This is a genomic window from Acidisarcina sp., from assembly GCA_035539175.1.
GTDB lineage: Bacteria > Acidobacteriota > Terriglobia > Terriglobales > Acidobacteriaceae > JANXZS01.
Map to the genome: position 1 here is coordinate 77,641 of DATLIY010000009.1, position 24,744 is coordinate 102,384.

Below are 24,744 nucleotides of genomic sequence, written 5' to 3' on the forward strand. Positions count from 1 at the left end.
TTTTGCTATGGCCGTTACGATTATTCGCGCACAGCAGGTAGAAAAATACTACGCGCAACCCAGCGAGAACCGTATCCAGGTAATCTCGCCCACCGATCTATCCATTGTACCGGGAGAGATCGTTGCCTTACTGGGGCCATCAGGCTCCGGCAAGTCCACGTTACTGCGCATGCTGGCCGGGCTATCCAAACCCTCGGCGGGCGAAGTCTTCTGGCATGAGAAGCCGATTGCATCTGCTGCGATCAACGTCTCGATCGTCTTCCAAAGCTTTGCCCTCTTTCCGTGGCTAACAGTACTGGACAACGTGGAGGCTCCGTTGAAGGCGCGCGGGATGAGTGCGGGAGAGCGCCGCAAACGAAGTGAAAAGATCCTCGACACCGTCGGGCTCGATGGATTCCAGGCAGCCTTTCCCAAAGAACTCTCCGGCGGAATGCGGCAGCGAGTTGGTTTCGCAAGAGCTCTGGTTGTTGAGCCTGAGGTGCTCTTCATGGACGAGCCCTTCTCCGCGCTGGACGTATTGACTGCGGAGAATCTGCGCAGCGAACTGCTCGAACTCTGGGCCAAGAAGACCATCCCCACACAATCCATCTTTCTGGTAACTCACAACATTGAAGAAGCCGTACTTCTTGCCGATCGCATCATTGTTCTGGGGCGAAACCCGGGCCACGTCCGCACGGATTTCAAGGTCACGCTTCCTCACCCCCGCGACCGCAAGGCTGCACCGTTCACGCAGTTAGTTGACTACATCTACAAAGTCCTGACGCGGCCTGATGTTGTACCGGCCGAGGTCCCTGCAACCGTCGGCGGAAAGGCGGTTCGCGACCAGCGCCAGATGCATTATCAGATGCTGCCCCATGCGCGGCCGGGCGGCATTGCCGGACTCCTCGAACTCCTGATCGATCATGGTGGCAGAGACGATATCTATCGCCTGGCCGACGACCTCGCCTTTGAGATCGACGATCTGCTGCCAATCGTCGATGCCGCGCAGTTACTCGGCTTCCTGACCGTCGAAGAGGGCGATGCCGTCATTACAGCGGAAGGGCGCGAGTACGCAGACTCCGAAATCCTCCAGCAGAAGACGCTCTTCCGCAAGGCAGCGTTGGAACACGTTCTGCTACTGCGACAAATCAGCCGCGCTCTGGATACCAAGTCGGACCACACGATCCAGGAAGAATTCTTTCTCGACATGCTGGATGAGCAATTCAGCCAGGAGGAGACGCAGCGGCAGTTGGAGACAGCAATCAACTGGGGCCGATACGCAGAGCTGTTTGACTTCGACGCATCGCGCCGGCGCTTCATCCTGCCGGAAAACGATGAGAGTCCCGAGCCTGTAACGGAAGGGCCTGCCGAGTGAAGAATCGATATGCGCTCTCGCGGCCCCTCGTGCTGGATCGCACATGGCCGATATTCATTGATTTGAGCGTTACGTTGGCCGCACTCGCCGGCTTCTTTGCGCTCGTCAAGATCGCCAGCTACTGGATGGGGAAACCAATCCCGGCAGTCGAAATTTCACAATCTGTAAGCGCACTGCCCCTGTATGCCTTCTACTCGCTGGTACGCATTGGAGCGGCATATCTTCTAAGCCTGATCTTCGCCGTGGGTTATGGCTATATCGCAGCCTACAACCCCCGCGCAGAAGGCCTGATGATCGCGATTCTCGACATCCTGCAATCCATTCCCGTCCTCAGCTTCCTTCCAGGCGTCATGTTGGCGATGGTGGCGCTCATCCCTACACGCCAGTTGGGCATTGAGATGGGTGCGATCCTGCTCATCTTCACGGGTCAGGTGTGGAACATGGCCTTCAGCTTCTATTCTTCGCTGAAGAGCATTCCGCGGGAGTTGCGCGAGGCAGCCAATATCTACCGCTTCTCAGCCTGGCAGCGATTCTGGCAACTTGAGCTTCCCTACTCTGCCATCGGCCTGGTATGGAACTCGATGGTATCCGTCGCCGGCGGCTGGTTCTTCCTGATCGCCTGCGAGATGTTCGTATTGGGCGACCGCGATTTTCGCCTGCCCGGATTGGGATCGTACCTGCAGACCGCGGCGAACTCCGGCAACAGCCGGGCTATAGTGTGGGGACTTGCGACGATGGTCCTGATCATCGTCGCCATGGACCAGTTGATATGGCGCCCGGTGATCGCATGGTCAGACCGCTTTAAGTTCGAGATGTCCGAGAGCAGTGATCGTGTCAGCTCGCCAATCCTTCATCTCCTGCAGAGATCCAGCTTCCTCACTCTATTGCGGGAAAAGACCATCGATCCCTGGGGCGAGAGTATCTATCGACACCTGGCCCAACACTCCGCGCAACGCAGGATCGAACCGCTGGAGGATCAAGGAAAGAGAAAGATTCCACCGTTAGCGATCGTTCTGGCGATTGTCGCCGCACTCGTCGTCTTGTATGCCGCAACGCAGGCTCTCGCAATGCTGCGGCATATTCAGATCAGCGAAGTAAAGCTGCTCCTTATGGGTGCGGGCTCTACCTTTCTCCGCGTGAATGCTTCCCTTCTCATCGCCTCTCTCTGGACAATTCCAGTTGGAGTCATGATTGGCTTTAACCCCAGGCTGGCACGCTTTACGCAGCCAATCACGCAGATCGCAGCCGCATTCCCGGCGCCCTTCCTGTTCCCTATTATCATCGTGGGACTGCAACACCTCGGCCTCGGCCTGGGAGTCGGCTCCATCGTTCTGATGCTGCTCGGCACGCAGTGGTACATCCTCTTCAATGTGATTGCCGGGGCGATGGCCATCCCCTCCGACCTGCGTGAGGTTGCCGACCTCTTCCATTTCAGCAACCTGCAGCGATGGACTACCGTCATCCTCCCAGGAATCTTTCCTTATCTCCTAACCGGTCTGGTGACTGCATCGGGAGGCGCATGGAATGCAAGCATCATCGCGGAGTACTACAACCTGAGGGGGCATACCCTGCAGACTCTGGGTCTTGGCGCACAGATCAGTGCCGCCTCCGACAAGGGACAATTCCCGATTCTGTTGCTGGCCACCATGATTATGGCTACGATGGTCGTCACCATCAATCGCCTGGTATGGAGGAGGCTCTATCGCCTGGCGGAGACAAGATACAAGCTGGAAGGATAAGTTCACTATAGTGCGATCATGAAATCCAGAACTACGGGGCCAATCGTAATTGCCACTCTTGTCGCCACAACTTTCATTGTGGCCGGCAATGCATGGCTTTCGCTTCGCTCTATCAAGGAGCTGGACCAGAGCCAGAACCTCGTGACCCATACCTGGCAGGTGATCACAGCGGTCGAGCGAATCACCAATAGCTTCAAAGATGCCGAGACAGGCACCCGTGGCTATATGCTCACCGGCGATCCTCTCTATCTCGGTCCTTACCAGCTCGCTCAACATGATCTCCCCATAGAGCTGGAAACGGTAAAGAAACTCACCGCTGACAATCCTGACCAGCAGGAGCGGATACGAAGGCTCAGCGAAATCACTCTGCAGCGCATGCAGATGCTCGACAAGGGAATTCAGGAGTATCGCCGGCACTCGGTAGATCCCGCACACCACGCGACGGAGCAGAGCATCGCAGGAAAGGCGGCGATGGATCAGGTTCGCTCCATCGTTGCTGAAGTTCAATATGACGAACAGGTTCTACTGAATCATCGTGTTGCCAGCTCTCGTAACAGTGCGGATCGCGCCCGGGAGACCAGCCTCCTTGCAAGCTTCATAGACCTTCTCCTCATCCTCCTTATGATCCGCTACATCCTTCGCGAGCGGCAGGTGAGGATCGAGACCGACCTTCTGAACGACAACCTGCATAGGCTGCAAATCATCAGTGATACAGCCTTAAGCCAGCTTAGCCTGGACAATCTCACCGCGGAATTGTTGGATCGTCTACGAAACGTACTGGCTGCGGACTGCACCGTACTGTGCCTGTGGAGCGATGGCGAGCTGAGAATCCAGGCGGCAAGCGGCGCCTCAATCCGCCAGGGACAGATTGTCCCAATCACCTCCGACAGTCCACTCTACCGAGTCATTCACCGCGGGCAAGTTGCGTCGATCAGTGAAGCCTCGTCTGCGATTCCCATTGAGGAATTGCGCGGCAAAATGGCAGCGTTTCTCATGCTTCCACTGGTTATTTCTGGAAGGGTTCAAGCTACTCTTATCGCGGGAAGACAGGAAGCGCGCGCTTTCTCTGAGCAGGAACGGGACCTGCTCTTCCTTGCCGCGGATCGAATTGGCATTTCGCTGGACCGAGCCAATGCCTATGAAGCAGAGCGCGCCGCACGGCGACTCGCAGAGAGCCACTCCAATGCAGTACGAATACTCAACAGCGAACTCGAAGCCAGGGTGAAGCTCAGAACTACGGAACTCGAAGTTGCGAATCAGGAGTTGGAGGCCTTCAGCTACTCGGTTTCCCACGATCTTCGCGCCCCGCTGCGCACAGTGGATGGCTTCAGTCTTGCCCTGGAAGAAGACTATGCAGCCCGCCTGGATGATACAGCGCGCAATTACCTTGGCAGAATTCGCTCCAGCGTCCAGCGCATGGGTCAATTGATCGATGCCCTGCTGCAGCTTTCACGTATCACCCGTGCTGAACTCGTACGCGAACCAATTGACGTGACCCGAATGGCGTCAGAAGTTATGCACGAGTTGGAGCAGCTAAACCCGGATCGGGAGATTGAATTCAACGTCGAGCCGGGACTCCAAACGACAGCCGATCCAAAACTATTGCGTGTCGCGCTCGAGAACCTTCTCGGGAACGCCGTGAAATTCACAGCGAAAACCGCACATGCGCAGATCAGCATGGGTAAAGAAGCAGGCTCCGGCGAATTCTTTCTCCGCGACAATGGAGCAGGGTTTGACATGAACTATGTCAACAAGTTATTCAATGCCTTTCAGCGTCTCCATGGGGACAAAGACTTTAAGGGATCAGGGATTGGGCTGGCAACGGTTGCCCGCGTTATCCGCCGGCATCACGGGGAAATCCGTGCCGAAGGCAAAGTAGGGGAAGGCGCAACCTTTCGGTTCACGCTAGGATGATTGGAGAGCTCTTTTGGTTAGGACGGGTTCCCATGATTGATAAAGCACGCGTCATTCTGCTGGTGGAAGATGACCCGGATCACGAAGCACTTACGAAGCGTGCTTTGAAGAAGTCCAACGTGGCAAATGACATTGTCGTAGCACACGATGGCGAAGAGGCGCTGCATCTGCTCTTCGATCCTCCGCCTGCCGGTTTGCATACGCTTCCTCAGGTTGTGCTGCTCGACCTGAAGTTACCGAAGATAGATGGATTGGAAGTACTGCGCGCAATCCGCACGAAGGAGATCACGCGCCTGCTGCCTGTGGTCATCCTTACATCTTCCGACGAAGAGAGCGATATGGTCCGCAGCTATAGCCTTGGCGTGAACAGCTACATTCGCAAACCAGTAAACTTCAGTGAATTCGCCGAAGCAGCACGACAACTGGGAATGTACTGGCTGGTATTAAACGAATGCCCACCTACGAACAAGTAACCCGACGGCATTTGGAGATCCTGCTGGTCGAGGACAGCGAGGATGACGCTGCCCTGCTGGAGTTGTACCTCAAACGGTCGGGCTACGCACCTGTAATCACTCGGGTGGAAACCGCGGCAGAGATGTCCCAGGCTTTGGCGGATCCTGCCCATCCATGGGACGTTATTCTCGCGGATTACAACTTACCTTCCTTTAGCGCACCGCAGGCGTTAAGGCTCCTGAAGTCCACCACACTTGACCTGCCATTCATCGTAATGTCTGGAGCTGTAACCGAAGAAACCGCCGTAGCCTCCATGCGAGCCGGCGCCCACGACTATGTTTCCAAGCAGAATCTTGCCCGGCTGATTCCCGCGATCGAACGCGAAATCGGCGAAGCCAAAGACCGCCGCGACAGGCTTGCCGCCGAACGTGCTCTGCGCCTGAGTGAAGAACGGTTTCGCCAATTGGTAGAAGCCATGCCCCTGGGATTGCTGCTCAGCGATCGCGCTGGACGAATCCTCTATGGCAACGCCGCTCTGCTGAAGCTTCTCGGATACAGCAAGCAGGAAATTGAAAGTGGCACCATCACCTTCGCGCAACTCTTCGCCCCGAAAACAGGCCACAGCGGCGCATCGCACGATGCATGGGAAGGCCACGGGGAGCCGGTTGAGACTTCTTTGATAACCCGGGAGGGAGCAGTTGTGCCAACGCTGATGGGAACCGCCCTGCTCAACCCTCAGTCCCCACCCTATGAACAGCAGATTGCGGCTTTTCTCGCCGATCTTACCGACCAGAAGCGCGGGCAGGATGTTCTGCGCCGAACGGAAAAGCTCGCGGCAGCCGGACGCATGGCGGCTTCTATTGCTCACGAAATCAATAACCCGCTCGAGGCTGTCACCAATTGCCTCTATCTCATCGCTCAAACGGACTTAACTGAGGATGGCCAAAAATATGTCAACCTGGCGCAGACAGAATTGGAACGAGTCATCCACATTACCACCCAGACACTGCGCTTTTATCGCCAGAACTCGCAACCGGTAAAGACCGACGTCCACGATCTAATCGAGACCGTTCTCGCTCTCTGGGACAAGAAATTGCACAGCTACGGTATCAGAATCGACCGCCGCCTGGAACAGATACCGAGGATCGTCGCGTACGATGGCGAAGTGCGTCAGGTGATCGCGAACCTTATCTGCAATGCCATGGATGCAATGCAGAACAGCGGCGGCAAACTGGTGGTGCACACAGCTCCTGCAACCGATTGGAAGCAACTCACCCCAGGCATCGCCATCACCATAGCCGATACGGGCTCGGGCATGGATCGAAAAACACTGGAGCGGATCTTCGAACCATTCTTTTCGACTAAAGGCCTCACCGGAACGGGCCTTGGTCTCTGGGTAAGCCATGAACTGATCGAAAAACACTACGGATCGATCTCGGTGCGAAGCTGGGCGGCGCAACCAAGCGGCACGGTCTTTCGTTTGTTTCTGCCGCTGGAGCCGCCCGCAGCATACAGCCTCGATACTCTCTAGGTCATCGCAACAGCCTGAAAAGAAATACATCCCGAGTAACACTTCCCTTTTGATCGAGCCTCCCAAGGATTTATTTCGTCTGGCAAGGCAAGTCCAATGGCAAGCTTTTACGAATGGAAAGGCTGACGCGGACCCCAAGTCTGCAGCATAATAGAGCTACTCCCATCCTCGAGGACATGTAACCGTGACGGATACAATTCGCACTTGTGTTATCGGCTTTGGCCAGGCAGGACGTTTTTTTCACACAGCCGTCGTCCATGCTGTTCCCGGACTTGAACTCACTGGCATTGTGCAGCGCCATGGGAATGAGGCGGCACAGGAGTATCCCTCAGCCACCATTTACCGGGAGGCGCAGGATGCCATCGATGACCCCAGGCTCCAGCTCATTGTGGTTGCAACGCCGAACGAAAGCCACTTCGATCTCGCGCGGCGTGCGCTGGAAGCAGGAAAGCACGTCGTCGTCGACAAGCCTTTTACGCTCAGCTCCAGCGATGCCGCAAAACTTGTAGAGCTAAGCCGCGCTAAGAACCTTGTTCTCTCGGCCTACCAGAACCGGCGCTGGGACGGTGATTTCCTGACATTAAAGGACCTTGTCGATGCGCACAAGGTGGGTTCGCTCGTTAGCTACGAATCCCACTTCGACCGCTGGCGTCCGCAGCGCAAACCGGAAGTCTGGCGCGAGAGTGGCGCAGCCGGCGGCGGTCTGACATGGGATATCGGTCCCCATCTTATCGATCAGGCATTAGTGCTCTTCGGCCCTCCGAAGGCAGTGTTTGCGGATATACGCACGGAGCGCGAAGGCGCCATCACGGATGACGCATTCGACATCCGTCTCTACTATCCCAAGCTCTCGGTTCTGCTGCGCGTCACCAGCCTGGCGCTCGTTCCCGGACCGCGCTTCGCCATCTATGGCAACAAAGGATGTTACATCAAGTATGGACTCGACCCGCAGGAAGAGGCCCTCAAACGCGGAGAGCGCTTCGAGTCTCCCGCATGGGGAACGGAGCCTCCACAGAACTGGGGCATCCTCACTCTTGAGGAAGAGGGCGCTCACGTCGCCATGCCGGTTGAGACGCGCACCGGGGACTACCGAGGCTATTATGCGAATGTGCGGGATGCGATCCTGGGCCGCGCTCCCCTGGCCGTTACCGGCAGTCAGGCGTGGCGCGTCATCCGCATGGTGGAGCTCGTCCTCGAAAGCCACCGCAAGCGCGCTGTACTCGATTGCGATCTGCAACAGTTTCCTGACTGATGTTGAGTCAAACAATGATGCAGCTTCTTTCTTGAAAAGAAGCTGCATCGGAAACGCCCGGTGAGTAAGCCCATCCTTCGCGTCGGAATTCTAAGACTCCCCCGCAGAACTACCGTTCTGGATTGGCTCCCGTACTATTGCGAACGATCAGTTGAGGCTCAATCCGGTACTCTACTCCGGGCCGTTCTTCCTTCGGATTCTCGGTGTAGAGTGCATGGAAAGCGCGTTCGGCGATCTCCGACCGCGAAAGCCGAACCGTGGTCATCGTCGGATGCATAAAGGAGCACAGCTCAATGTCATCGAAGCCTGCGACGGAAATATCCTCCGGCACGCGCAGGTTCCTTTGGTGAATCGCGCCTATGGCTCCAATAGCCGTCAGGTCATTGGACGACACCACCGCTGTTGGCCAGGGTTTGCGATCCAGCAGACGCTCCATTGCGAGGCGGCCTCCATCCGGGCGATGGTTGGCCAACTCCATCAGCTCGTCCTTCAGCGGAATTCCATACTCTTCCGCGGCTGCGAGAAATGCATCGCGACGCGCACGCGCGGAGGCCAGATTCATCGGCCCGGAGATGAATGCGATGCGCTCATGGCCTAACTCCACCAGATGTGCCAGAGCCGCCCGGATTCCCTTCCCATAGTCGACGACGATGTTGCTGATGCCCATGCCCAGTCGGCCGGTATCCAGAAACACGATGGGAATATGACGGCTGCTCAGGCGATCGATGAGGTGAGCATCCATCTCGGAAGTCATGATGGCGACTCCGTCTACCTTGCGCTCCAGCATGCGCTGTACGCAAAGTTCTGTGCGCTCCGAACTGTAGCCAGTGTTCGCGATGATCACGTCCTGGCCATGGGTTACCGCCACATCCTCAAAGCTCTTAACCAAATCCGGAAAGAATGGATTCGTGATGTCCGAGATGATCAAACCATACAATCGGCTGCGTCCCGAACCGAGGGCTCGAGCGTTGGTATTCGGATAATAGTTCAGTGCCAGTATGGCGGTACGCACCCGCTCGGCGGTCTCCGGAGAAACTTTGTCTGAGCCGTTGATCGTACGCGATACTGTCGCGGTCGAGACGTTAGCCTTCCTGGCTACCTCTCGAATATTCATGGACATCCCCGAGGAGAAACAGAATTTGCTGTGTCAGTCTATGCAATAAATGCAAGAGAAACAACAGCTTTCACAAAATTGCCGAATGTCGCCCTTAACATGCATCCAGTATGGACCCATCGACATACCGATGAATTTATAGTTTGCCTGGTCCGCGTAAGACAGCGGCAGACCGCCGTTCCCTCCTGAGTCGCATCGACCGGTCCTTTTTTGTCCCCCTAACTTTCCCACCGCCGACAACTCTGCCACTTGACAGTCGCATGTTTCGGGGACCACCATTATGACCGTGAGTCATATATGGTCGTTGGTCGCAATATAGAATCTCCCGGCCTCGCAAATACTCTTGATTCCCAGGGGCTCCCGCATCTCCAAAGCATGGGACGTCGCGAGCGTCGCGCCGCAGAGACACGCCTTCGCCTGTTTCGCAGCGCGCTCCAGTTGATCGCAGAGCGTGGACTTTCCCATGTTACGGTCGAAGACATTACGAAAGCGGCGGATGTCGGCAAGGGGACATTTTTCAATTACTTCCCTACGAAAGACCATGTCCTCGGCGTGATGGCCGAAATTCAGCTCGGCAAAGTGCACGAGGCCCTCGATCAGGCCACGAGCGGCAAACGCACCATTCAGTATGTGCTCCGCCATCTCATGGCTCGCATTGGGGAGGAGCCTGGGCGCAGCCCCGATCTTGCCCGCGCCTTTATATCATCCTTTGCAGCCAGCGCAGTGGTTCGAGAGCAGATCGATCGCAACATGCTCGATGGGCGGGGTATGGTCGCGAAGATCATTGAGATCGGCCAGCAACGTGGCGAGATCGATTCACGCCTGAAGAAAGAAAAGCTGGCATGGCTGCTCCAGCAAACATTCTTCGGAACTCTTCTGGTGTGGTCTTTGCATGGCGAGCCACCGCTGCAGGATTTAGTTCATGAAAACTTTAAATATTTCTGGAGAGCGATAGCCGCTCCCCGCCGAAGGTGAAGGCGATGAAGCGAAACTTTGTCAGTCTTATCCTCTGCCTGCTGATTGTTGTCAATTGTCGGTCCGGGCGGACCCAGGAAGCAACGATCTACCGCCTGACAATGCGCGACGCCATAGAGAAGGGCCTGCGGGAAAACCTCTCCGTCCTTGTTGCAAACACTCGTATCGACGAGGCCAGCGGAACGAGGGTACGGCGCATGTCTGCTGCTCTTCTTCCACGTGTTCAGGCAGAGAGCTATGCCAGCCTGCAAAACAGGAATCTGCGCGCATTTGGTATTGCGTTCCCCGGCGTCCCATCGGTCGTGGGCCCATTTTCCAACTATGACTTCCGCGTCTCCGCAACACAGAATGTTCTCGACCTTCAGGCCTATCGAAGCTGGAAGGCAAGCGAGCATGCCGTCGATGCCAACAGAATGGACTATCAGGACGCTCGCGATCTCATCATACGAGCCATCGCCGGTCTATATCTCAATGCGGAGTCTGCCGCCGCGCGAGTGGATGCAGCGCAATCCCGCGTAACCGAATCCAGTGCTCTGTATCAGCTTGCCAAAAACAAACACGATGCGGGAACTGCCACTGGTGTCGATGTCCTTCGCTCCCAGGTACAACTCGCCAATGACAAACAGGCATTGCTGGCAACACAGAATCAGCACAAACAAGCATTGCTTATTCTGGCGCGCAATCTCGGCATCGAGCCCGCTGCTCCATTGGAACTAGCCGAATCGCTTCGCTATCAACCGCTCGATCATCCAGCGGCTGAAAGCATCTTGTCATCGGCACTGCTCGCGCGGCCCGATTACCTCTCCCTGGCAAGCCAGAGAAAGGGACTAATCGACCAGCAGCGAGCCAATCATGCACGCTATCTTCCCCGGCTCAGCATCAATGGTAACTATGGCGGGTTGGGACGCACCATCGGCAGCGTTCAAGGTACAGGCCTCCTTCAGGGCCAGGTCGATATCACTCTCTTCGACCGGGATCGCAATGGTGAAGAACAAGAGCTTGCCAGCCGTCTCAAGCGCATCGACGAACAGATTGCTGACCTGCGTCGCGGTATCGATCAGGATATTCGCGAGGCGCTGCTGAACCTTGAGTCTGCTTCCGCGCAGGTGGCCGTGGCCAGCGAGGGCCAGGGTCTTGCGCAGCGGGAGCTTCAGCTCGCGCAGGATCGATTCCGGTCAGGCGTCACGAATAATGTTGAGGTCGTTACTGCGCAGGACGAGCTGGCCCGCGCACAGGAGAACTACATTCTTGCTGTTTCCAGCTACGCGGATGCGAACTTCGCTTTGGGGCGTGCTGCAGGCGGCACGGAGAAGAACATCGGCGAATATCTGGGTAATCCCTGAACCACCGGGATGCTGCGTGTGTATCAGAGAAACCCAGCCTGCGAGGTTTGAATCTATGAAACGTCGTCTTATTGTTCTGGTTGTATTGGCGGCCCTGGTTGCCGCCGGAGTGTATCTCTATCCGCGCTTCAAGCGGAAAGCTCCGCCCGCCAACCAGCTCACGCTCTCCGGTAATATTGAAGCGCACGAGAGCCTGGTCGGCTTCAAGGTGCCAGGACGCATCGTCGAACTTCCCATCGAAGAAGGCCAGTGGATCGAACGCGGCACCCTGATTGCACGCCTGGATCAGGCCGACTACCAGCAGAAGGTGCACATCGATCAAGCTAACGTTGGCGTGCGCCAGTCCAATCTCAATCTCGTTCTCGCCGGTACTCGCGAGCAGGACATCAAGGCCGCGCAGCAGACTATGCTCGATGCGCAAGCCGACCTGCAGCAGAAGAAGCTGGATGCGCAACGCGCCGAGCGGCTCTACAGCGAAGACGCCATCTCGGCGCAGGATCGCGATCTTGCCGAGACTGCGCTCAAGCGTGCCCAGGCATCCTTTGAAGCCAACGAGCAGCGCTACAACAAAGCCCAGGAAGGCAACCGCAAAGAGGACGTAGCCATCGCGCGCGCCGACCTCAACGCGGCACGCGCCAACCTCGGTATGTCGCACGTCAATCTGAGCTACTCAACTTTGTATGCTCCAACATCCGGCGTCATCACCGTGCGCCAGGCGGAACAAGGAGAGGTGGTTGTTCCGGGCACACCCGTAGTTACCCTCGCCGATCTTGATCACATCTGGCTACGCGCCTATCTTGCTGAGACCGATCTTGGCCGCGTTCGCTGGGGACAGGATGCTGTCATCACCACAGACACCTACCCCGGCAAGCAATACCACGGACGAATCTCGTTTATTGCCTCGAATGCCGAGTTCACTCCGAAGAGTGTGCAAACGTATCAGGAGCGCGTAACGCTGGTCTACCGGATCAAGATTGATATCGACAACACGAATCACGAATTGAAGCCCGGCATGCCAGCAGATGCCCACGTCACGATTGCAGGGAGCAGCAACTCCGCGCCGCAACAAAAGAACGTGCAGGAGAAGTGATGGCAGCTCCTTCGTCATCCGCGATCACGGTTCGCGATCTCACAAAGAGCTTCGCTGGAGTCTGCGCCGTCGATCATCTCTCGTTCGATGTGCAGCCCGGAGAGATCTTCGGCCTGGTCGGACCGGATGGCGCAGGCAAAACAACAACTCTGCGCATGCTCGCCGGCATCATGCTGCCAGACGAAGGCGGAGCCACTGTCGCCGGCGTTGATGTGGTGCGCACTCCGGAGGCTGCCAAACACGACCTTAGCTACATGCCGCAGCGGTTCGGCTTATACGAGGACCTCACCGTCACCGAAAACATTCGCTTCTATGCCGATCTCTTTGGCGTAAAAAGAGCAGAACGAGACACGCGTGCTGCGCAACTGCTTCAGGCCGCGGGGATGAGCGAGTTCCCCAAGCGCCTTGCTGGAAATCTTTCCGGCGGAATGAAACAGAAACTGGGACTCGTCTGCGCCCTGATTCATCGGCCCAGGATTGTTCTTCTCGACGAGCCTACAACCGGCGTCGATCCGGTTTCACGCAGGGATTTCTGGCGCATTCTCTATGAGCTCATCTCCGAAGGTATCGCCATCCTCACATCGACTGCTTACCTGGATGAGGCAGAGCGCTGCCATCGTGTCGCATTGTTGCATCAAGGCAAGCTGCTCTTCTGCGACACTCCAGACAATCTAAAGATGAAGTTTGGAAAAGACGTGCTGTCGATTCCATCCTCGGATGCACGCCGCGCCCATCAAGAACTAGAACATGCGGAGGGAATCTCGAGTCTGATCCTGACTGGCGATGGCGTGCACGTAGTCGTAGACAATGCTGGCCGTCGCATCCCGGAATTCGAGAATCGGCTGCGCAACTCTGGCATTCCTTACGATGCAATCCGTCAGGTTACGCCAACCATCGAAGACCTCTTCGTGGATGCTGTAACGAGTGGGCAAGGAGTATCGCCCCATGACTGAGAACGGCAACTCCGTCGTGGTCGACAATCTCGTGAAGAAATTTGGAGATTTCGTGGCTGTCGATCACATCAGCCTGGAAACACGGAAAGGCGAAATCTTTGGCTTTCTCGGCCCGAATGGCGCAGGCAAGTCCACGACGATTCGAATGCTCTGCGGCCTGCTTCGGCCCACCTCTGGCCGAGCCGTGGTTGCAGGCTTTGATGTCAGCCGCGCTCCTGAGATGGTTCGACAGAACATCGGCTACATGTCGCAAAAGTTTTCGCTCTATAACGATCTTAAGGTCATCGAAAACCTTCGCCTCTTTGCCGGTCTCTATGAAGTTCGTTCCAGCGAACTCAAAGCACGCATCGATTGGGCTCTCGAGATGGCGAATCTGAAGGGCCGGGAGGATTCCCTCGTAAGCACGCTTCCCGGCGGTTGGAAGCAACGTCTTGCCCTCGGATGCGCCGTCTTGCATAAGCCACCTGTCCTATTTCTTGACGAGCCTACCTCCGGTGTCGATCCTATCTCGCGCCGCCAGTTCTGGGATCTGATCCACCAGATGTCGGGAGAAGGTGTGACGGTCTTCGTCACCACCCACTACATGGAAGAGGCAGAATACTGCAACCGGCTCGCACTGATTTTTCGCGGCAAAATGGTCGCGCTCGGCACTCCTTCAGAACTCAAGCAGAAATCGATGACAGGAGATTTGCTGTTGGTCGAATGCGAGCCGCTCGGTCCGGCGGTGGAAGCATTGCAATCCGCTCCAGATGTCCTCGATGCAGCTGTCTTTGGAAATGCGCTGCACCTGGTTGTGAAGCATGCCGATGCCGCAATACCCGCAGTGAAAGGCTATCTGCGAAACCATGGTGTGACCGTAAGACGCGTCGAGACGATTCGTCCCAGCCTGGAGGACGTCTTCGTCGCTCTCACCGCGGAGTCAAAACCGTCATGAGCATCACCCGTTTTTTTGCCGTCGCGCGGAAGGAGTTTATCCAGATTCGCCGCGACTCGCGCAGCTTGATCATCGTCCTGCTCATGCCCGTGATCCTCATGCTGCTGTTCGGCTATGGCGTGAATCTCGACCTGAAACACCTGCCGGTCTATGTGTATGATCGCGACGGCAGTCAGCAAAGCCAGGATCTCCTCAAACGCTTCCAGGCGAGTGAGTATTTCAACATCGTCATGGTCGCAAGGAATTATCCGGAGCTCGTTCGAGCCATGGATAGCGGCCGTGCCAGGATGGGGATCGTGATTCCCTGGGATTTCTCGCAGCGGCTCCAGGATGGGCGTTCCACACAACTGCAAGCAATTGTCGATGCGACCGATGACAACACTGCCAACATACTCATTGGCTATACCAGGGCTGTGGTCCAAAGCTACTCGTCGGACATTCAACTCAACTGGCTTCGCAGTCAGGGGCTACAAGCCCAGACCGCTTCGGTTAGCGTCGAAACCCGTACCTGGTACAACGAGAATCTCGATAGTAGCGCCTTTATCGTTCCCGGCGTGCTTGCGCTGGTGATGTCGGTAATCGGAGCGTTCCTCACCTCCCTTACTATCGCGCGGGAATGGGAACGCGGCACGATGGAGCAGTTGATCTCCACTCCGGTAACATCGCTCGAAATCATGCTGGGCAAGCTGGTTCCCTACTTCATCATAGGAATGGTCGATGTCGTGATCTGCACTTTGCTCGCAGTGGAGTGGTTTCACGTCCCCTTCCGCGGATCAGTACTTACGCTCCTCATCAGCTCCGCGATGTTCCTGGTGGTGGTGCTCTCCCTCGGATTCTTTATCTCCGTCGTCGCAAAGAGCCAACTGGCAGCGAGTCAAATCGCTCTCCTCGTTACATTCCTTCCAGCATTTCTGCTTTCCGGTTTTCTCTATTCGATTGAACAGATGCCTGTGGTGCTGCAATGGATCACGCACATTCTACCGGCGCGTTACTACGTCTCCATACTGAAGAAGATCTTTCTCAAGGGCACCCCCATAAGTTTGCTTGCGGCGGATCTGCTTCCCCTGGCTGTCTTTTCTCTGCTGCTGGCGCTGCTCGCTACGCGAACCTTTCACAAGAAGCTGGTTTAGGAGACTGATATGTTTGCGCGTCTCAAGCAGTTGCTCATTAAGGAATTCATCCAGGTCTTCCGGGACAAGCGCACGCGCCTTCTGCTCATCGGCCCCCCTATCATCCAGATGCTCGTCTTCGGCTATGCCGCGACCTACGAGATTCATCACGTGCCCACCGTCGTGCTCGATCTCGATCACAGCCAGGAGAGCCGCGATCTCATCTCAAGGTTTACGTCGAGCCCCTACTTCACCGTCGAAAGGCAGCTCACCGATTCTCGCGAGTTAGGCAATCTCGTCGATCGCGGCAAGGCAACAGTCGGGTTACAGATCAACCCCGGATTCGCGCAGAATCTGAGAAAAGGCCAGACCGCCTCTCTGCAAGTCCTTGTCGATGCGACGAACTCGAATACAGCTCTCATCGCGTCGGGCTACATCAATCAGATCGCGCTCGGCTTTGCGCACGATTACCAGCAGGACCGGCTCTATCGCATCTCGCCTCAGATCACGGAGAGGATTCCCTCAGTCGAACTCGAACAGCGCCCCTGGTACAACCCCGATCTGAGGAGCCGTTGGTTTTTTGTACCCGGAATCATTGGCAGCCTGACGCTTGTGCTTGTGGTCAGCCTGACAGCCTTTGCCGTCGTGCGCGAACGCGAGATCGGCACACTGGAACAAATCATGGTCACGCCCATCAGCCCCCTGGAGTTCATGCTGGGCAAGACGCTGCCGTTCTTCCTCATTGGGTTGTTCGATGTCTCTTTGATTGGCATCCTGGGAACGCTCTGGTTCCAGGTGCCATTCCGCGGCCACGTTCTGGTTCTGTTGCTGGGCACAGTTCTGTTCCTGCTTTGCATGCTGGGTATGGGGCTGTTGATCTCGACTATCTCATCAACGCAGCAACAGGCTCTGGTAACGGCTTTCTTTTTCATTATGCCGGCGATAACCTTCTCCGGCTTCGGATTCCCCATCAGCACCATGCCCCAATGGATGCAGAACCTTACCTATCTCATTCCACTGCGCTACTTCCTCGTGGTGCTTCGCGGAACATTCTTGAAGGGCTCCGGTTTAGACCTGCTGTGGCCGCAGATGCTGGCTATGGCCATCCTGGGAGTCAGCCTCCTCACGATGGCGGTGCTTCGCTTCCACAAGGCGCTCGATTAAACGGACGCCCCGGCAGCAGATACCCCTTCGCATCTGCCTCCGGAGGGGTTCCCAGCCCATCCCCCTGAGGGGCTTTCATTCCCGGCTCTTTGGTCGTAGAGTAGAGCCGTCAGAGGCTTCCCGTACGAAGCAGTTGTCACAACCGCCAGTGCCCGGGAACACATCCAATGCATGGCGGGAAGTGGAAAGCTTCTTCCCGGCAGGAGATCCAACATGTTGGAACCTGGCAGCCATCGCTGGAGCAAGCCGGCATCGATCCTCGTCGCAACAGATCTGGGGGACGTTGACCGGCTTTTTCCGTTTGCCCTCCAACAGGCCAAACAATCTGGTGCCCGCCTCTTCCTCCTGCACGTTTTGACAGCAACCAATTCCATCGCCGTCGATCCCGGCGGACTCCCCTATTACAGCCCATCTGAAGCCATCCACTATGCCGAGAAGTTCCTTGCGTCTTATTGCGCCGAGGCGCGGCAGGCCAATATCGATTGCGAAGTGCTGGTCCGCGAGGGCACGCCAACGCAACAGATTCTGGCTGCGGTCCGGCAGCTCCATATAGACCGGGTACTGCTCGGCACGCGGAGCCGAAGCAAGTGGGGGAAACTGCTTCTGGGCTCCGTTGCAGAGCAAGTGCTGCGCTCGGTGTCGGTCCCTGTATTTACCGTGGGGCCAGAGGCTCACCAGGGTGAAGCTGCAGTCGATGGTCAGGAGACCATCCTGCACGCAACGTCACTCAGTAAAGCCTCCCGCGCCAGCGCAGCACTTGCGTGCGAAGTAGCGCGTGCCTCTCGCTCGCAACTCATTCTGCTGCATGTGCTTACGCCGGGCGGTTCAAATCACGACCTCGCTCCTGGCGCAGAGGGGTATGCCACAGAAGGGTGGGCCAAGGATCAACTGGTGTCTCTGATCCCCAGCGATCTCGCCTGCCAGTGCGCATGCTCCACACGAGTTGTCACCGGACATATCGCCATTGAGATTCTTGCGCATGCCTCCGCCGTACATGCCAGCCTCATCGTGCTGGGAGCGGTCCATAGCTCTGCCATGGGGGCGATCGCTCGCGAAGGAACTGTCTATCGCGTGCTGGCGCACGCGCGCTGCCCCGTCCTAACCCTTAGGGAGCCAGACCAGGTGGAGGAAACTTCACTGAATCAACAGGGTTTTGTGTTACATGAATAAGCTGGAGAGCGGAGCCTAAGCGGTTAGCTTTTCCAGCTCTTCCGGCTTGAGAATCGTAAGTGCAGTTCCCTTGATGCTGATAAATTGATTGCGTCGGAACTGATTCAGCAGGCGGGTGACCGTCTCCCGGGAAGTGCCCGCCATATTGGCGATCTCTTCGTGGGTCAGGGCAAGGGTAAAACGCATCTCCGGCTTGCCGCAGGAGACAGAGCCACCCCAATCCAGCAAAAGACGCGCCAGTCTGCCGGCAGCGGAGCCGGAAAGCGCAAGCCGCTTGGCATCGTGGAAGACGGTAAGGTATTCGCTGGAAAGCGACTGTGCCGCGTGCATGCTGGCGATGCCGTGTTTCGCCAGAAAATCGACAAACTCCTGCTTGCGGATCGCCTTGACCTGGCAAGGTTCAATCGCCTCGGATGTCACTTCATAAGGAACATTCGCCAACACCGCGCTCAGTCCCAGAACATCCCCAGGGCCGGCGATCTTGAGGATCATCGTCTTGCCATCGCGTGATGTAGAAGAAATCTTCACCTGGCCACTGCACATGATGAAGACATTCCGTGCCGCATCGCCCTCGGCAAAGAGCTTGGCTCCGCGGGCATGGCTCATCTGGATACCAATGCCGTCAAAGTCCTTCAACGCCTCTGGAGTCAGGTTGCAAAACATCCGCAATGTGCGGTGCTCGCAATTCATGCAGTCTTCTGTTGCGTGATGACCTTGAGGGGAAGACATAGTTGTCGCGTCAAAGATTTCTCTCTCAGTATAGCGCAACTCTCCTCGCTGCCAATACCTTGAAAAATCTTCCTCTTCCAGCTCTGCCGGAAACGCCACAGATTCCCCTTTTTCCACGTCTAAAGGAACTCCTGCCGCACAGATTTAGCTCCCATGGGTCTAGCGCCCGCCTCCGGGGTGACGTATCCTCGTCTTCCGCGGCAGGTAAACCAGCCCATACGCCCGCGAAACCTCGCGGCCCAGCTCCTCAAGAAGATGCATGCGCAGCGGCGGATACTCCTGAAACGCGGCCTGGAGCACGCTCATCGGGAAGACGAGGGCCGCAGCGTCCGTGGACGCAGCCAGCGTGTAGTTGTGCCGGTGGTCACCGAGTACGGCTGCCAGTTCTACCAGATCTCCCGCATGCAAGGTCCCCAGGGTCAGGCGTTTCTCCCGCCGTTGGGCCGACCGGGCAAACTCACCAGTCAGCAGCAGGTAAAGCCCGTCGCACTCAGTGCCCTGGGCAAACAGCAACTCTCCGGCAGCGTAGTGTCGCCGCTGTGCGGCAGCGCCTAGCTGTTGCTCAAGCTGGCCCGGACATGCGAGCAGTTCCGTCAGCGGCCTGGGTGTCAGGGCGCTCAGGTTGTCTTGTCGATCATAGCTCAGCATGAAATTCCTTTCCTTCATCAGGAAACGGCGACCGCCGCGTGATGCCCGGTCGCCAATTGGCTCCCCATAAACATCAGGCGAAGCCCAAAATACAGTGCATAAAATCCAACAGCGCGGATCGCCATAGCCTCCGTTCCCAGCGCGCCCACCACCAGCAGCACTCCAAAAGTGATGCAAAGGAAAGCCGAAACCAGCAGCAGGTTCCGCGGCAGCGGATGGCGGCTGAAGCTGGGAAGCATGGCCAGGTCCAGAGCCGTCACTAGAAGCGCATGAAACGCCGCAACCACGGCCAGCAATCGCATGGTAATGGAAGGAGCCAACAGTACCGTCAGCCCCACCCCCAGGCCAATCAAGCCCGGCAGCCACCACACCAAAACCGTATGCATTCTTCTTTGCCGAGCCGTAACCTCGACGGCAACTACCAGGTCAAGCAACCCTGCCGCTACCAGCACAAAACCGGTACTTAACAACACGACTACTGTTACGAACGTCCCCATCAACCGGTCTTCAATCAAGGGACGCAAGCTAATCAACCCGATGCTCAGCAACAAAGTCAGCCCGCCCTGCACAAAGCAGATCCAACGGTGCTGGATCAGTTGCTTCAGCATCGCACTACCATTCCTTCCGGGGGAGCTGGATCCGCCGCAACCGCCACCGCAGGAGGAATAAAAAATACCGGCGTCCTCGCTCGCGTAATGACCTCGTATGCCGTGCCGTGCGCACTCTTGCTGCGACTCTCCCGCTTGACGGGCACCACAATCATGGAGACTCGATACTCCGCAGCGACCGAGGCAATCACATCCGCTGGCGTCCCATCCTTTACCAGGCAGCGCACAGGAACCCCAGCCGTCCCTTGGGCAGCATTCACGCTGGCTGCGGTCGCAGCGCAGGGATCGGTCTTGGCCAATGCCTCTGCCTGCGTCCGCGCATGCACCAGGATGATGCCACCATGAATATGCTTCGCAAGCGACTGAGCTACGGAAATCGCCTTTCCCGCTGCTGCGTCGCTCTCAATCGGCACCAGAATTTCACCCCCGGTAAGCTCTGCCTCGCTTGTACTGACAACATCCGCGGCCACTGCCATTACCGGGCAAGGCGCCAAGCGAACAAGCTGCTCCGCAACCGTTCCCACCACTACCGGGCCAATCCCCTTCGCGCCGCGCGTACCCAAAATCACCAGATCGGCCTTGTACTGTTCGATCACCTGCAGCAACAGGTGAGTCACCACGCCCTGCCGTACCTCGGAGTTGCTCGGAATGCCCGCACTCAGAAACTCATCGGCCAGGCGATCCATCTCTTCCCGCGCCGCGTCCGTCATCTCCTCCAGTACCTGCCGCGGCACGTCGGAGAGATTCGCATAGGAAACCGGGTCGATCACGTGAGCCAGAATGACGCGCGCGCCATAGACGCTCGCCAGCAACCGCGCATAATGCAGCGCCGCCGCAGAAGTTTGGGATAAGTCCGTCGCTACAACAATGGTTTTGATCTCAGGAGACGCCGTGTACGGCATGAAGTCACCTCTACAGATCTTCGAGTTTGGCTCCATGTAGCAACAGAAACAGTGACGGAATTCACGTCTGCCTGTGACTTACATCACAGGATCGACGGCATTCGCGTGTAATGACAGGCCGTGCCCCGGAAATCCCTTTGCAAAAAGAAACCTGCTTCTGTAGGCTGGACGCGATTCCGGAGCGCTCAAAAGATGCGTAATCAATCGTTTGCTTTAGCCATTTTTCTGTCTGCTTCCCTGTGTACATCCGTGGTTCGCGCGCAAGCACCTGTGCCAATGAGTCCGGCCATCGAACAACGGGCTCATGCCATGCTCGGCAAGATGACGCTCGAGGAGAAGATCGATCTCATCGGCGGCGAGAATGACATGTTCATCCGCGCGATGCCTGACGCGGGCTTTCCTCAACTGAAGATGTCCGACGGCCCAATGGGTGTTCGCACCTGGGGCCCCTCCACGGCGTACGCAGCCGGAATCGGACTGGCTGCCGCGTGGGATCCTGAACTTGCGGAAAAGGTCGGCGTTTCGCTGGGAAGAGATGCCCGTGCCCGCGGAGTCAACTTCCTGCTCGGCCCCGGCGTGAACATCTACCGCGCCCCGATGAATGGGCGCAATTTCGAGTATCTCGGCGAGGATCCTTACCTCTCGGCCCGCAACGCTGTCCGCTACATCGACGGCGTGCAAAGCCAGGGCGTGATTGCAACCGTCAAACACTACGCCGCCAATAACCAGGAGTTTGATCGCCACAATGTCAGCTCCGATGTGGACGAGCGTACCTTGCGCGAGATCTATTTCCCCGCCTTTGAAGCTGCGGTTCGCGAGGCTCATGTTGGAGCCGTGATGAACTCCTATAACCTCGTCAACGGCGTGCATGCTACTCAGAATCCGTTCCTCAATCTTCAGGTTCTGCGCAAGGATTGGGGATTTCAAGGCATCGTCATGTCGGACTGGGATGCGACCTATGACGCGGTGGGCGCCGCGAACAATGGACTCGATCTCGAGATGCCCTATGGCAAGTTCATGAACCGCAAGAACCTGCTGCCTGCCGTCCACGATGGCAAGGTAACCACGGCAGCGATCGATGAGAAAGTACAGCGCATCTTCGCGACCTCTCTCCGCTTTCACTTTCTCGATCGTCCGCAACTGGATCTGAGTCTCCCCCTCTATAGCCAGGAGGGACGTCGAGTGGCCCTTCAGTGTGCCCGCGAGGGGATCACGCTCTTGAAGAATGAAGGCGGAGTGCTTCCCCTGAGCGCAGATACCATCAAGACAATTGCCGTGCTTGGCCCGGATGCGTGGCCGGCTGTCAGTGGTGGAGGCGGCAGTTCCGAAGTGACGCCATTTGAGTCGGAAGGCATCATGACGGGACTCAGCAACTTTGGCCACGACAAGGTGAGAGTGCTCTACGCCCGTGGCCTGCCAACCTTCCGCGAGATTCTAAAGCAGACAAAGTTCGACAGCGGCGTACGGGTGGAGTTCTTCGACAATGACCAGTTCACCGGCACGCCAAGGATAAGTACGGAACAGCGCATCGGCCCCTCGAAAAACGCCGAATCGACTCCGCGGCCAACCGCCATCCGCTACACCGCAAGCTATACTCCGGCCAAAAGCGGTAACTATTTCTTCCTGGTCTCCGGGTCGAACTCTGACACCTACAAATTGACCGTCAATGACAAGATGTGGCTGGAGCAGCACCATAGGGAGGGCCAGGCCCCGCGATGGGTCGAGATACCGCTCCAGGCCGGCAAGCCCACTTCCATCCGGCTGGACTATATCGGCAACTCCGCCGGTCGCAACCTCAACCTCGGCATACGCTCCGCCGACGAGATGATTTCGCCCGAGAGCAGGAAGATCGCGGCTCTCGCCGATGCTGCGGTCGTTGCCGTGGGTTTTGACACCGCAACTGAAAGCGAAGGCTCCGATCGTACCTTCCAACTGCCCTGGGGACAGGACGCATTGATCCAGGCCGTTGCGTCGGAGAACAAGAAGACGATCGTCGCCATCACCGCCGGCGGAGGGGTAGACATACGGACATGGATCGACAAGGTTCCCGTCCTCCTCCAAAACTGGTATCCCGGAGAGGAGGGCGGAAGGGCCATAGCGGAGATTCTCTTTGGCGCGCACAATCCTGAAGGCAAGCTGCCCGCCACCTTCGACGGCTCCTGGGAGGAGAGTCCGGTCCACGACAGCTACTACGCCACAACCGGCGCGGACGGAATCCCTCACGTGAAGTACAGCGAAGGCCTCTTCTATGGCTACCGTTACTACACGTCCGCCAGCAGGAAGCCCCTCTTTCCCTTCGGGTTTGGCCTCTCTTACACGACCTTCAGCTTCTCCGGTCTTGAAGTCACTCCTGCCAGCGTCAAGGCCGGCGACGAAGTGACCGTCTCCTTCGACGTCACGAATACCGGCCGTCGCGAGGGGGCGGAGGTAGCGCAACTCTATGTGAGCGATCCCTCGGCAACTGTCAAGCGTCCGGTCATGGAGTTGAAGGGATTCGAGAAGGTTCGCCTGGCGCCCGGTGCGAAGCAGCGCGTCACGCTGAAGCTGAACGACCGCTCTTTCTCGTACTACGATGTTGCCTCCCATCAGTGGAAGATCGATCCGGGCAAGTTCACCATCCTGGTTGGCGACTCTTCCGAAAACACTCCGCTTAAGGGCGATCTCACCATCGGCAAATAAGCAAAGGCACCTTAGCTCATGCCCGGCTGCATCTTCCTATGCAGCCGGGCTTTTTTGGGCGCACGCTCATCATCGGATTTCAATGCCGTATATTGAATGGGCATCAGGGTGGAGGATTTTCATGTCGACATCGCAATCGCCACAACAGAAATGGCCCTCTCTTCGCTGGGATGAGTGGAAGGACACCGCTGACACACTCCATATGTGGACACAGATCGTCGGAAAGGTTCGGCTGGCGCTCAACCCGCTCCGCAATCATTGGTGGAATGTTCCCTTTTACGTCAGCGCAAGAGGCCTGACCACCGGGGGCATTCCCTACAATGGCTCCGTGTTCGATGTCGAGTTCGACTTTGTTGCACACGAGCTCGTCACCCGCATGGGCGATGGCCAGGTGATTGCCCGTCCACTGCGGGCGCAGTCTGTCGCGGCGTTCTATGCCGAGTTTCTGGAGACATTGAAGGTGCTCGGAATCGAGGTATCCATCTATGAAAAGCCGGTGGAGATCAGCAACCCGATTCCCTTCCCGCAAGACGTCCAGCACGCAAGCTATGATCCCGAATACGCTCACCGCTTCTGGCAGATCCTCGTGCGATCCCAGGCGATCTTCTCGAAGTTCGAGACTGCGTTTCTGGGCAAGGCAAGCCCGGTCCATTTCTTCTGGGGCAGCTTCGATCTGGCGGTGACGCGCTTCTCCGGCAGGCCAGCACCGCCCCGCAAGGACGCGGACAGCATCACCCGTGAAGCCTACTCCCACGAAGTGATAAGTGTAGGATTCTGGCCGGGCAACGGAGGTTATGGAGCCGCGGCTTTTTATGCCTATGCCGCTCCGGAACCCGCCGGACTCAGCCAGCACGCCATCCAGCCGGCAAAGGCCTTCTATGATAACAACCTGAAAGAATTCATCCTCAAGTACGACGACGTATGCTCCTCCTCCACGCCAGATGAGGATGTCATGCAGTTTATTGAGAGCGTCTACGATGCCGCATCAACACTCGCAGGATGGGATCGCCACTCGCTGGAGAGGGCTCCGGCCGCTGCAGTCTAGATCGGGAGCCATCCCGCGGTGCCACTAAAGAAGATGGC

At 57.1% G+C, this 24,744-nt stretch carries 21 protein-coding genes; 16 read left to right on the forward strand and 5 right to left on the reverse strand.

The features are described from left to right. The first annotated feature begins 7 nt into the window (after positions 1–7). The 6 genes from VM554_11935 to VM554_11960 all read left to right on the forward strand — a co-directional run bounded on the left by VM554_11935 (position 8) and on the right by VM554_11960 (position 8,243). Complete coding sequence (locus VM554_11935; protein HVJ09082.1) at positions 8–1,354, forward strand: nitrate/sulfonate/bicarbonate ABC transporter ATP-binding protein; 1,347 nt, start codon at positions 8–10, stop codon at positions 1,352–1,354. Then, on the forward strand, positions 1,351–3,093 hold the full coding sequence (locus VM554_11940) for an ABC transporter permease subunit (protein ID HVJ09083.1): 1,743 nt from the start codon (positions 1,351–1,353) through the stop codon (positions 3,091–3,093). Before VM554_11935 ends, VM554_11940 begins: the two co-directional genes overlap by 4 nt. 18 nt (positions 3,094–3,111) lie before the next feature. Continuing rightward, positions 3,112–5,007 (forward strand): CHASE3 domain-containing protein, encoded by a 1,896-nt coding sequence (locus VM554_11945; protein ID HVJ09084.1) that lies wholly within the window; start codon positions 3,112–3,114, stop codon positions 5,005–5,007. Between the two features lie 32 nt (positions 5,008–5,039). Further along, a complete protein-coding gene (locus VM554_11950; protein HVJ09085.1) occupies positions 5,040–5,480 on the forward strand; it encodes a response regulator in 441 nt (146 codons plus the stop codon). Next, positions 5,459–6,991: an ATP-binding protein gene (locus tag VM554_11955; GenBank protein ID HVJ09086.1), complete on the forward strand. Its 1,533-nt coding sequence runs from the start codon at positions 5,459–5,461 to the stop codon at positions 6,989–6,991. Before VM554_11950 ends, VM554_11955 begins: the two co-directional genes overlap by 22 nt. 184 nt (positions 6,992–7,175) lie before the next feature. After that, positions 7,176–8,243, forward strand: coding sequence for an oxidoreductase (locus VM554_11960; protein HVJ09087.1), 1,068 nt, complete (start codon positions 7,176–7,178; stop codon positions 8,241–8,243). Positions 8,244–8,352: 109 nt separating this feature from the next. Here the strand turns inward: VM554_11960 and VM554_11965 are convergent, their stop codons facing one another. After that, the gene (locus VM554_11965; protein ID HVJ09088.1) at positions 8,353–9,357 is read right to left on the reverse strand and encodes a LacI family DNA-binding transcriptional regulator; all 1,005 of its coding nucleotides are present in this window, start codon (positions 9,355–9,357) and stop codon (positions 8,353–8,355) included. A 375-nt stretch (positions 9,358–9,732) separates the two neighbouring features. On the opposite strand from VM554_11965, the gene VM554_11970 reads away from it, so the two are divergent. From VM554_11970 to VM554_12005, 8 genes are all read left to right on the forward strand, one after another. Further along, entirely contained in the window at positions 9,733–10,332 is a 600-nt protein-coding gene (locus VM554_11970) for a TetR/AcrR family transcriptional regulator (protein HVJ09089.1), read from the forward strand. Positions 10,333–10,337: 5 nt separating this feature from the next. Next, complete coding sequence (locus VM554_11975; protein HVJ09090.1) at positions 10,338–11,675, forward strand: TolC family protein; 1,338 nt, start codon at positions 10,338–10,340, stop codon at positions 11,673–11,675. Positions 11,676–11,730: 55 nt separating this feature from the next. Continuing rightward, entirely contained in the window at positions 11,731–12,765 is a 1,035-nt protein-coding gene (locus tag VM554_11980) for an efflux RND transporter periplasmic adaptor subunit (GenBank protein HVJ09091.1), read from the forward strand. Then, positions 12,765–13,718 carry an ABC transporter ATP-binding protein gene (locus VM554_11985; GenBank protein ID HVJ09092.1) on the forward strand — a complete coding sequence of 318 codons (954 nt, stop codon included), beginning with the start codon at positions 12,765–12,767 and terminating at the stop codon, positions 13,716–13,718. The genes VM554_11980 and VM554_11985 overlap by 1 nt, the downstream gene beginning before the upstream one ends. Continuing rightward, positions 13,711–14,652, forward strand: coding sequence for an ABC transporter ATP-binding protein (locus VM554_11990; GenBank protein HVJ09093.1), 942 nt, complete (start codon positions 13,711–13,713; stop codon positions 14,650–14,652). The genes VM554_11985 and VM554_11990 overlap by 8 nt, the downstream gene beginning before the upstream one ends. After that, on the forward strand, positions 14,649–15,782 hold the full coding sequence (locus tag VM554_11995; GenBank protein HVJ09094.1) for an ABC transporter permease: 1,134 nt from the start codon (positions 14,649–14,651) through the stop codon (positions 15,780–15,782). Before VM554_11990 ends, VM554_11995 begins: the two co-directional genes overlap by 4 nt. A 9-nt stretch (positions 15,783–15,791) precedes the next feature. Next, a complete protein-coding gene (locus tag VM554_12000; GenBank protein ID HVJ09095.1) occupies positions 15,792–16,925 on the forward strand; it encodes an ABC transporter permease in 1,134 nt (377 codons plus the stop codon). A 213-nt stretch (positions 16,926–17,138) separates the two neighbouring features. After that, positions 17,139–18,095 carry a universal stress protein gene (locus VM554_12005; GenBank protein ID HVJ09096.1) on the forward strand — a complete coding sequence of 319 codons (957 nt, stop codon included), beginning with the start codon at positions 17,139–17,141 and terminating at the stop codon, positions 18,093–18,095. 15 nt (positions 18,096–18,110) lie between these two features. Here the strand turns inward: VM554_12005 and VM554_12010 are convergent, their stop codons facing one another. The 4 genes from VM554_12010 to VM554_12025 form a co-directional block, all read right to left on the reverse strand. Further along, entirely contained in the window at positions 18,111–18,785 is a 675-nt protein-coding gene (locus VM554_12010) for a Crp/Fnr family transcriptional regulator (protein HVJ09097.1), read from the reverse strand. A gap of 198 nt (positions 18,786–18,983) precedes the next feature. Beyond that, the gene (locus VM554_12015; protein ID HVJ09098.1) at positions 18,984–19,472 is read right to left on the reverse strand and encodes a Crp/Fnr family transcriptional regulator; all 489 of its coding nucleotides are present in this window, start codon (positions 19,470–19,472) and stop codon (positions 18,984–18,986) included. Positions 19,473–19,489: 17 nt separating this feature from the next. Further along, on the reverse strand, positions 19,490–20,080 hold the full coding sequence (locus tag VM554_12020; GenBank protein ID HVJ09099.1) for a hypothetical protein: 591 nt from the start codon (positions 20,078–20,080) through the stop codon (positions 19,490–19,492). After that, positions 20,074–20,982 (reverse strand): universal stress protein, encoded by a 909-nt coding sequence (locus VM554_12025; GenBank protein HVJ09100.1) that lies wholly within the window; start codon positions 20,980–20,982, stop codon positions 20,074–20,076. The genes VM554_12020 and VM554_12025 overlap by 7 nt, the downstream gene beginning before the upstream one ends. Positions 20,983–21,258: 276 nt before the next feature. Between VM554_12025 and VM554_12030 the strand changes: the two genes are divergently transcribed. Both VM554_12030 and VM554_12035 read left to right on the forward strand, forming a co-directional pair. Continuing rightward, positions 21,259–23,661: a glycoside hydrolase family 3 C-terminal domain-containing protein gene (locus VM554_12030; GenBank protein ID HVJ09101.1), complete on the forward strand. Its 2,403-nt coding sequence runs from the start codon at positions 21,259–21,261 to the stop codon at positions 23,659–23,661. A 121-nt stretch (positions 23,662–23,782) separates the two neighbouring features. Beyond that, positions 23,783–24,706 (forward strand): DUF5996 family protein, encoded by a 924-nt coding sequence (locus VM554_12035; protein ID HVJ09102.1) that lies wholly within the window; start codon positions 23,783–23,785, stop codon positions 24,704–24,706. Positions 24,707–24,744 lie beyond the last annotated feature (38 nt).

Coding starts and splice junctions, on each gene's coding strand:
- VM554_11935 (HVJ09082.1), top strand. CDS start 8: ATGGCCGTTACGATTATTCGCGCACAGCAGGTAGAAAAATACTACGCG.
- VM554_11945 (HVJ09084.1), top strand. CDS start 3,112: ATGAAATCCAGAACTACGGGGCCAATCGTAATTGCCACTCTTGTCGCC.
- VM554_11950 (HVJ09085.1), top strand. CDS start 5,040: ATGATTGATAAAGCACGCGTCATTCTGCTGGTGGAAGATGACCCGGAT.
- VM554_11955 (HVJ09086.1), top strand. CDS start 5,459: ATGCCCACCTACGAACAAGTAACCCGACGGCATTTGGAGATCCTGCTG.
- VM554_11965 (HVJ09088.1), bottom strand. CDS start 9,357: ATGAATATTCGAGAGGTAGCCAGGAAGGCTAACGTCTCGACCGCGACA.
- VM554_11970 (HVJ09089.1), top strand. CDS start 9,733: ATGGGACGTCGCGAGCGTCGCGCCGCAGAGACACGCCTTCGCCTGTTT.
- VM554_11975 (HVJ09090.1), top strand. CDS start 10,338: ATGAAGCGAAACTTTGTCAGTCTTATCCTCTGCCTGCTGATTGTTGTC.
- VM554_11980 (HVJ09091.1), top strand. CDS start 11,731: ATGAAACGTCGTCTTATTGTTCTGGTTGTATTGGCGGCCCTGGTTGCC.
- VM554_11985 (HVJ09092.1), top strand. CDS start 12,765: ATGGCAGCTCCTTCGTCATCCGCGATCACGGTTCGCGATCTCACAAAG.
- VM554_11990 (HVJ09093.1), top strand. CDS start 13,711: ATGACTGAGAACGGCAACTCCGTCGTGGTCGACAATCTCGTGAAGAAA.
- VM554_11995 (HVJ09094.1), top strand. CDS start 14,649: ATGAGCATCACCCGTTTTTTTGCCGTCGCGCGGAAGGAGTTTATCCAG.
- VM554_12000 (HVJ09095.1), top strand. CDS start 15,792: ATGTTTGCGCGTCTCAAGCAGTTGCTCATTAAGGAATTCATCCAGGTC.
- VM554_12005 (HVJ09096.1), top strand. CDS start 17,139: ATGTTGGAACCTGGCAGCCATCGCTGGAGCAAGCCGGCATCGATCCTC.
- VM554_12010 (HVJ09097.1), bottom strand. CDS start 18,785: ATGAATTGCGAGCACCGCACATTGCGGATGTTTTGCAACCTGACTCCA.
- VM554_12015 (HVJ09098.1), bottom strand. CDS start 19,472: ATGCTGAGCTATGATCGACAAGACAACCTGAGCGCCCTGACACCCAGG.
- VM554_12020 (HVJ09099.1), bottom strand. CDS start 20,080: ATGCTGAAGCAACTGATCCAGCACCGTTGGATCTGCTTTGTGCAGGGC.
- VM554_12025 (HVJ09100.1), bottom strand. CDS start 20,982: ATGCCGTACACGGCGTCTCCTGAGATCAAAACCATTGTTGTAGCGACG.
- VM554_12030 (HVJ09101.1), top strand. CDS start 21,259: ATGAGTCCGGCCATCGAACAACGGGCTCATGCCATGCTCGGCAAGATG.
- VM554_12035 (HVJ09102.1), top strand. CDS start 23,783: ATGTCGACATCGCAATCGCCACAACAGAAATGGCCCTCTCTTCGCTGG.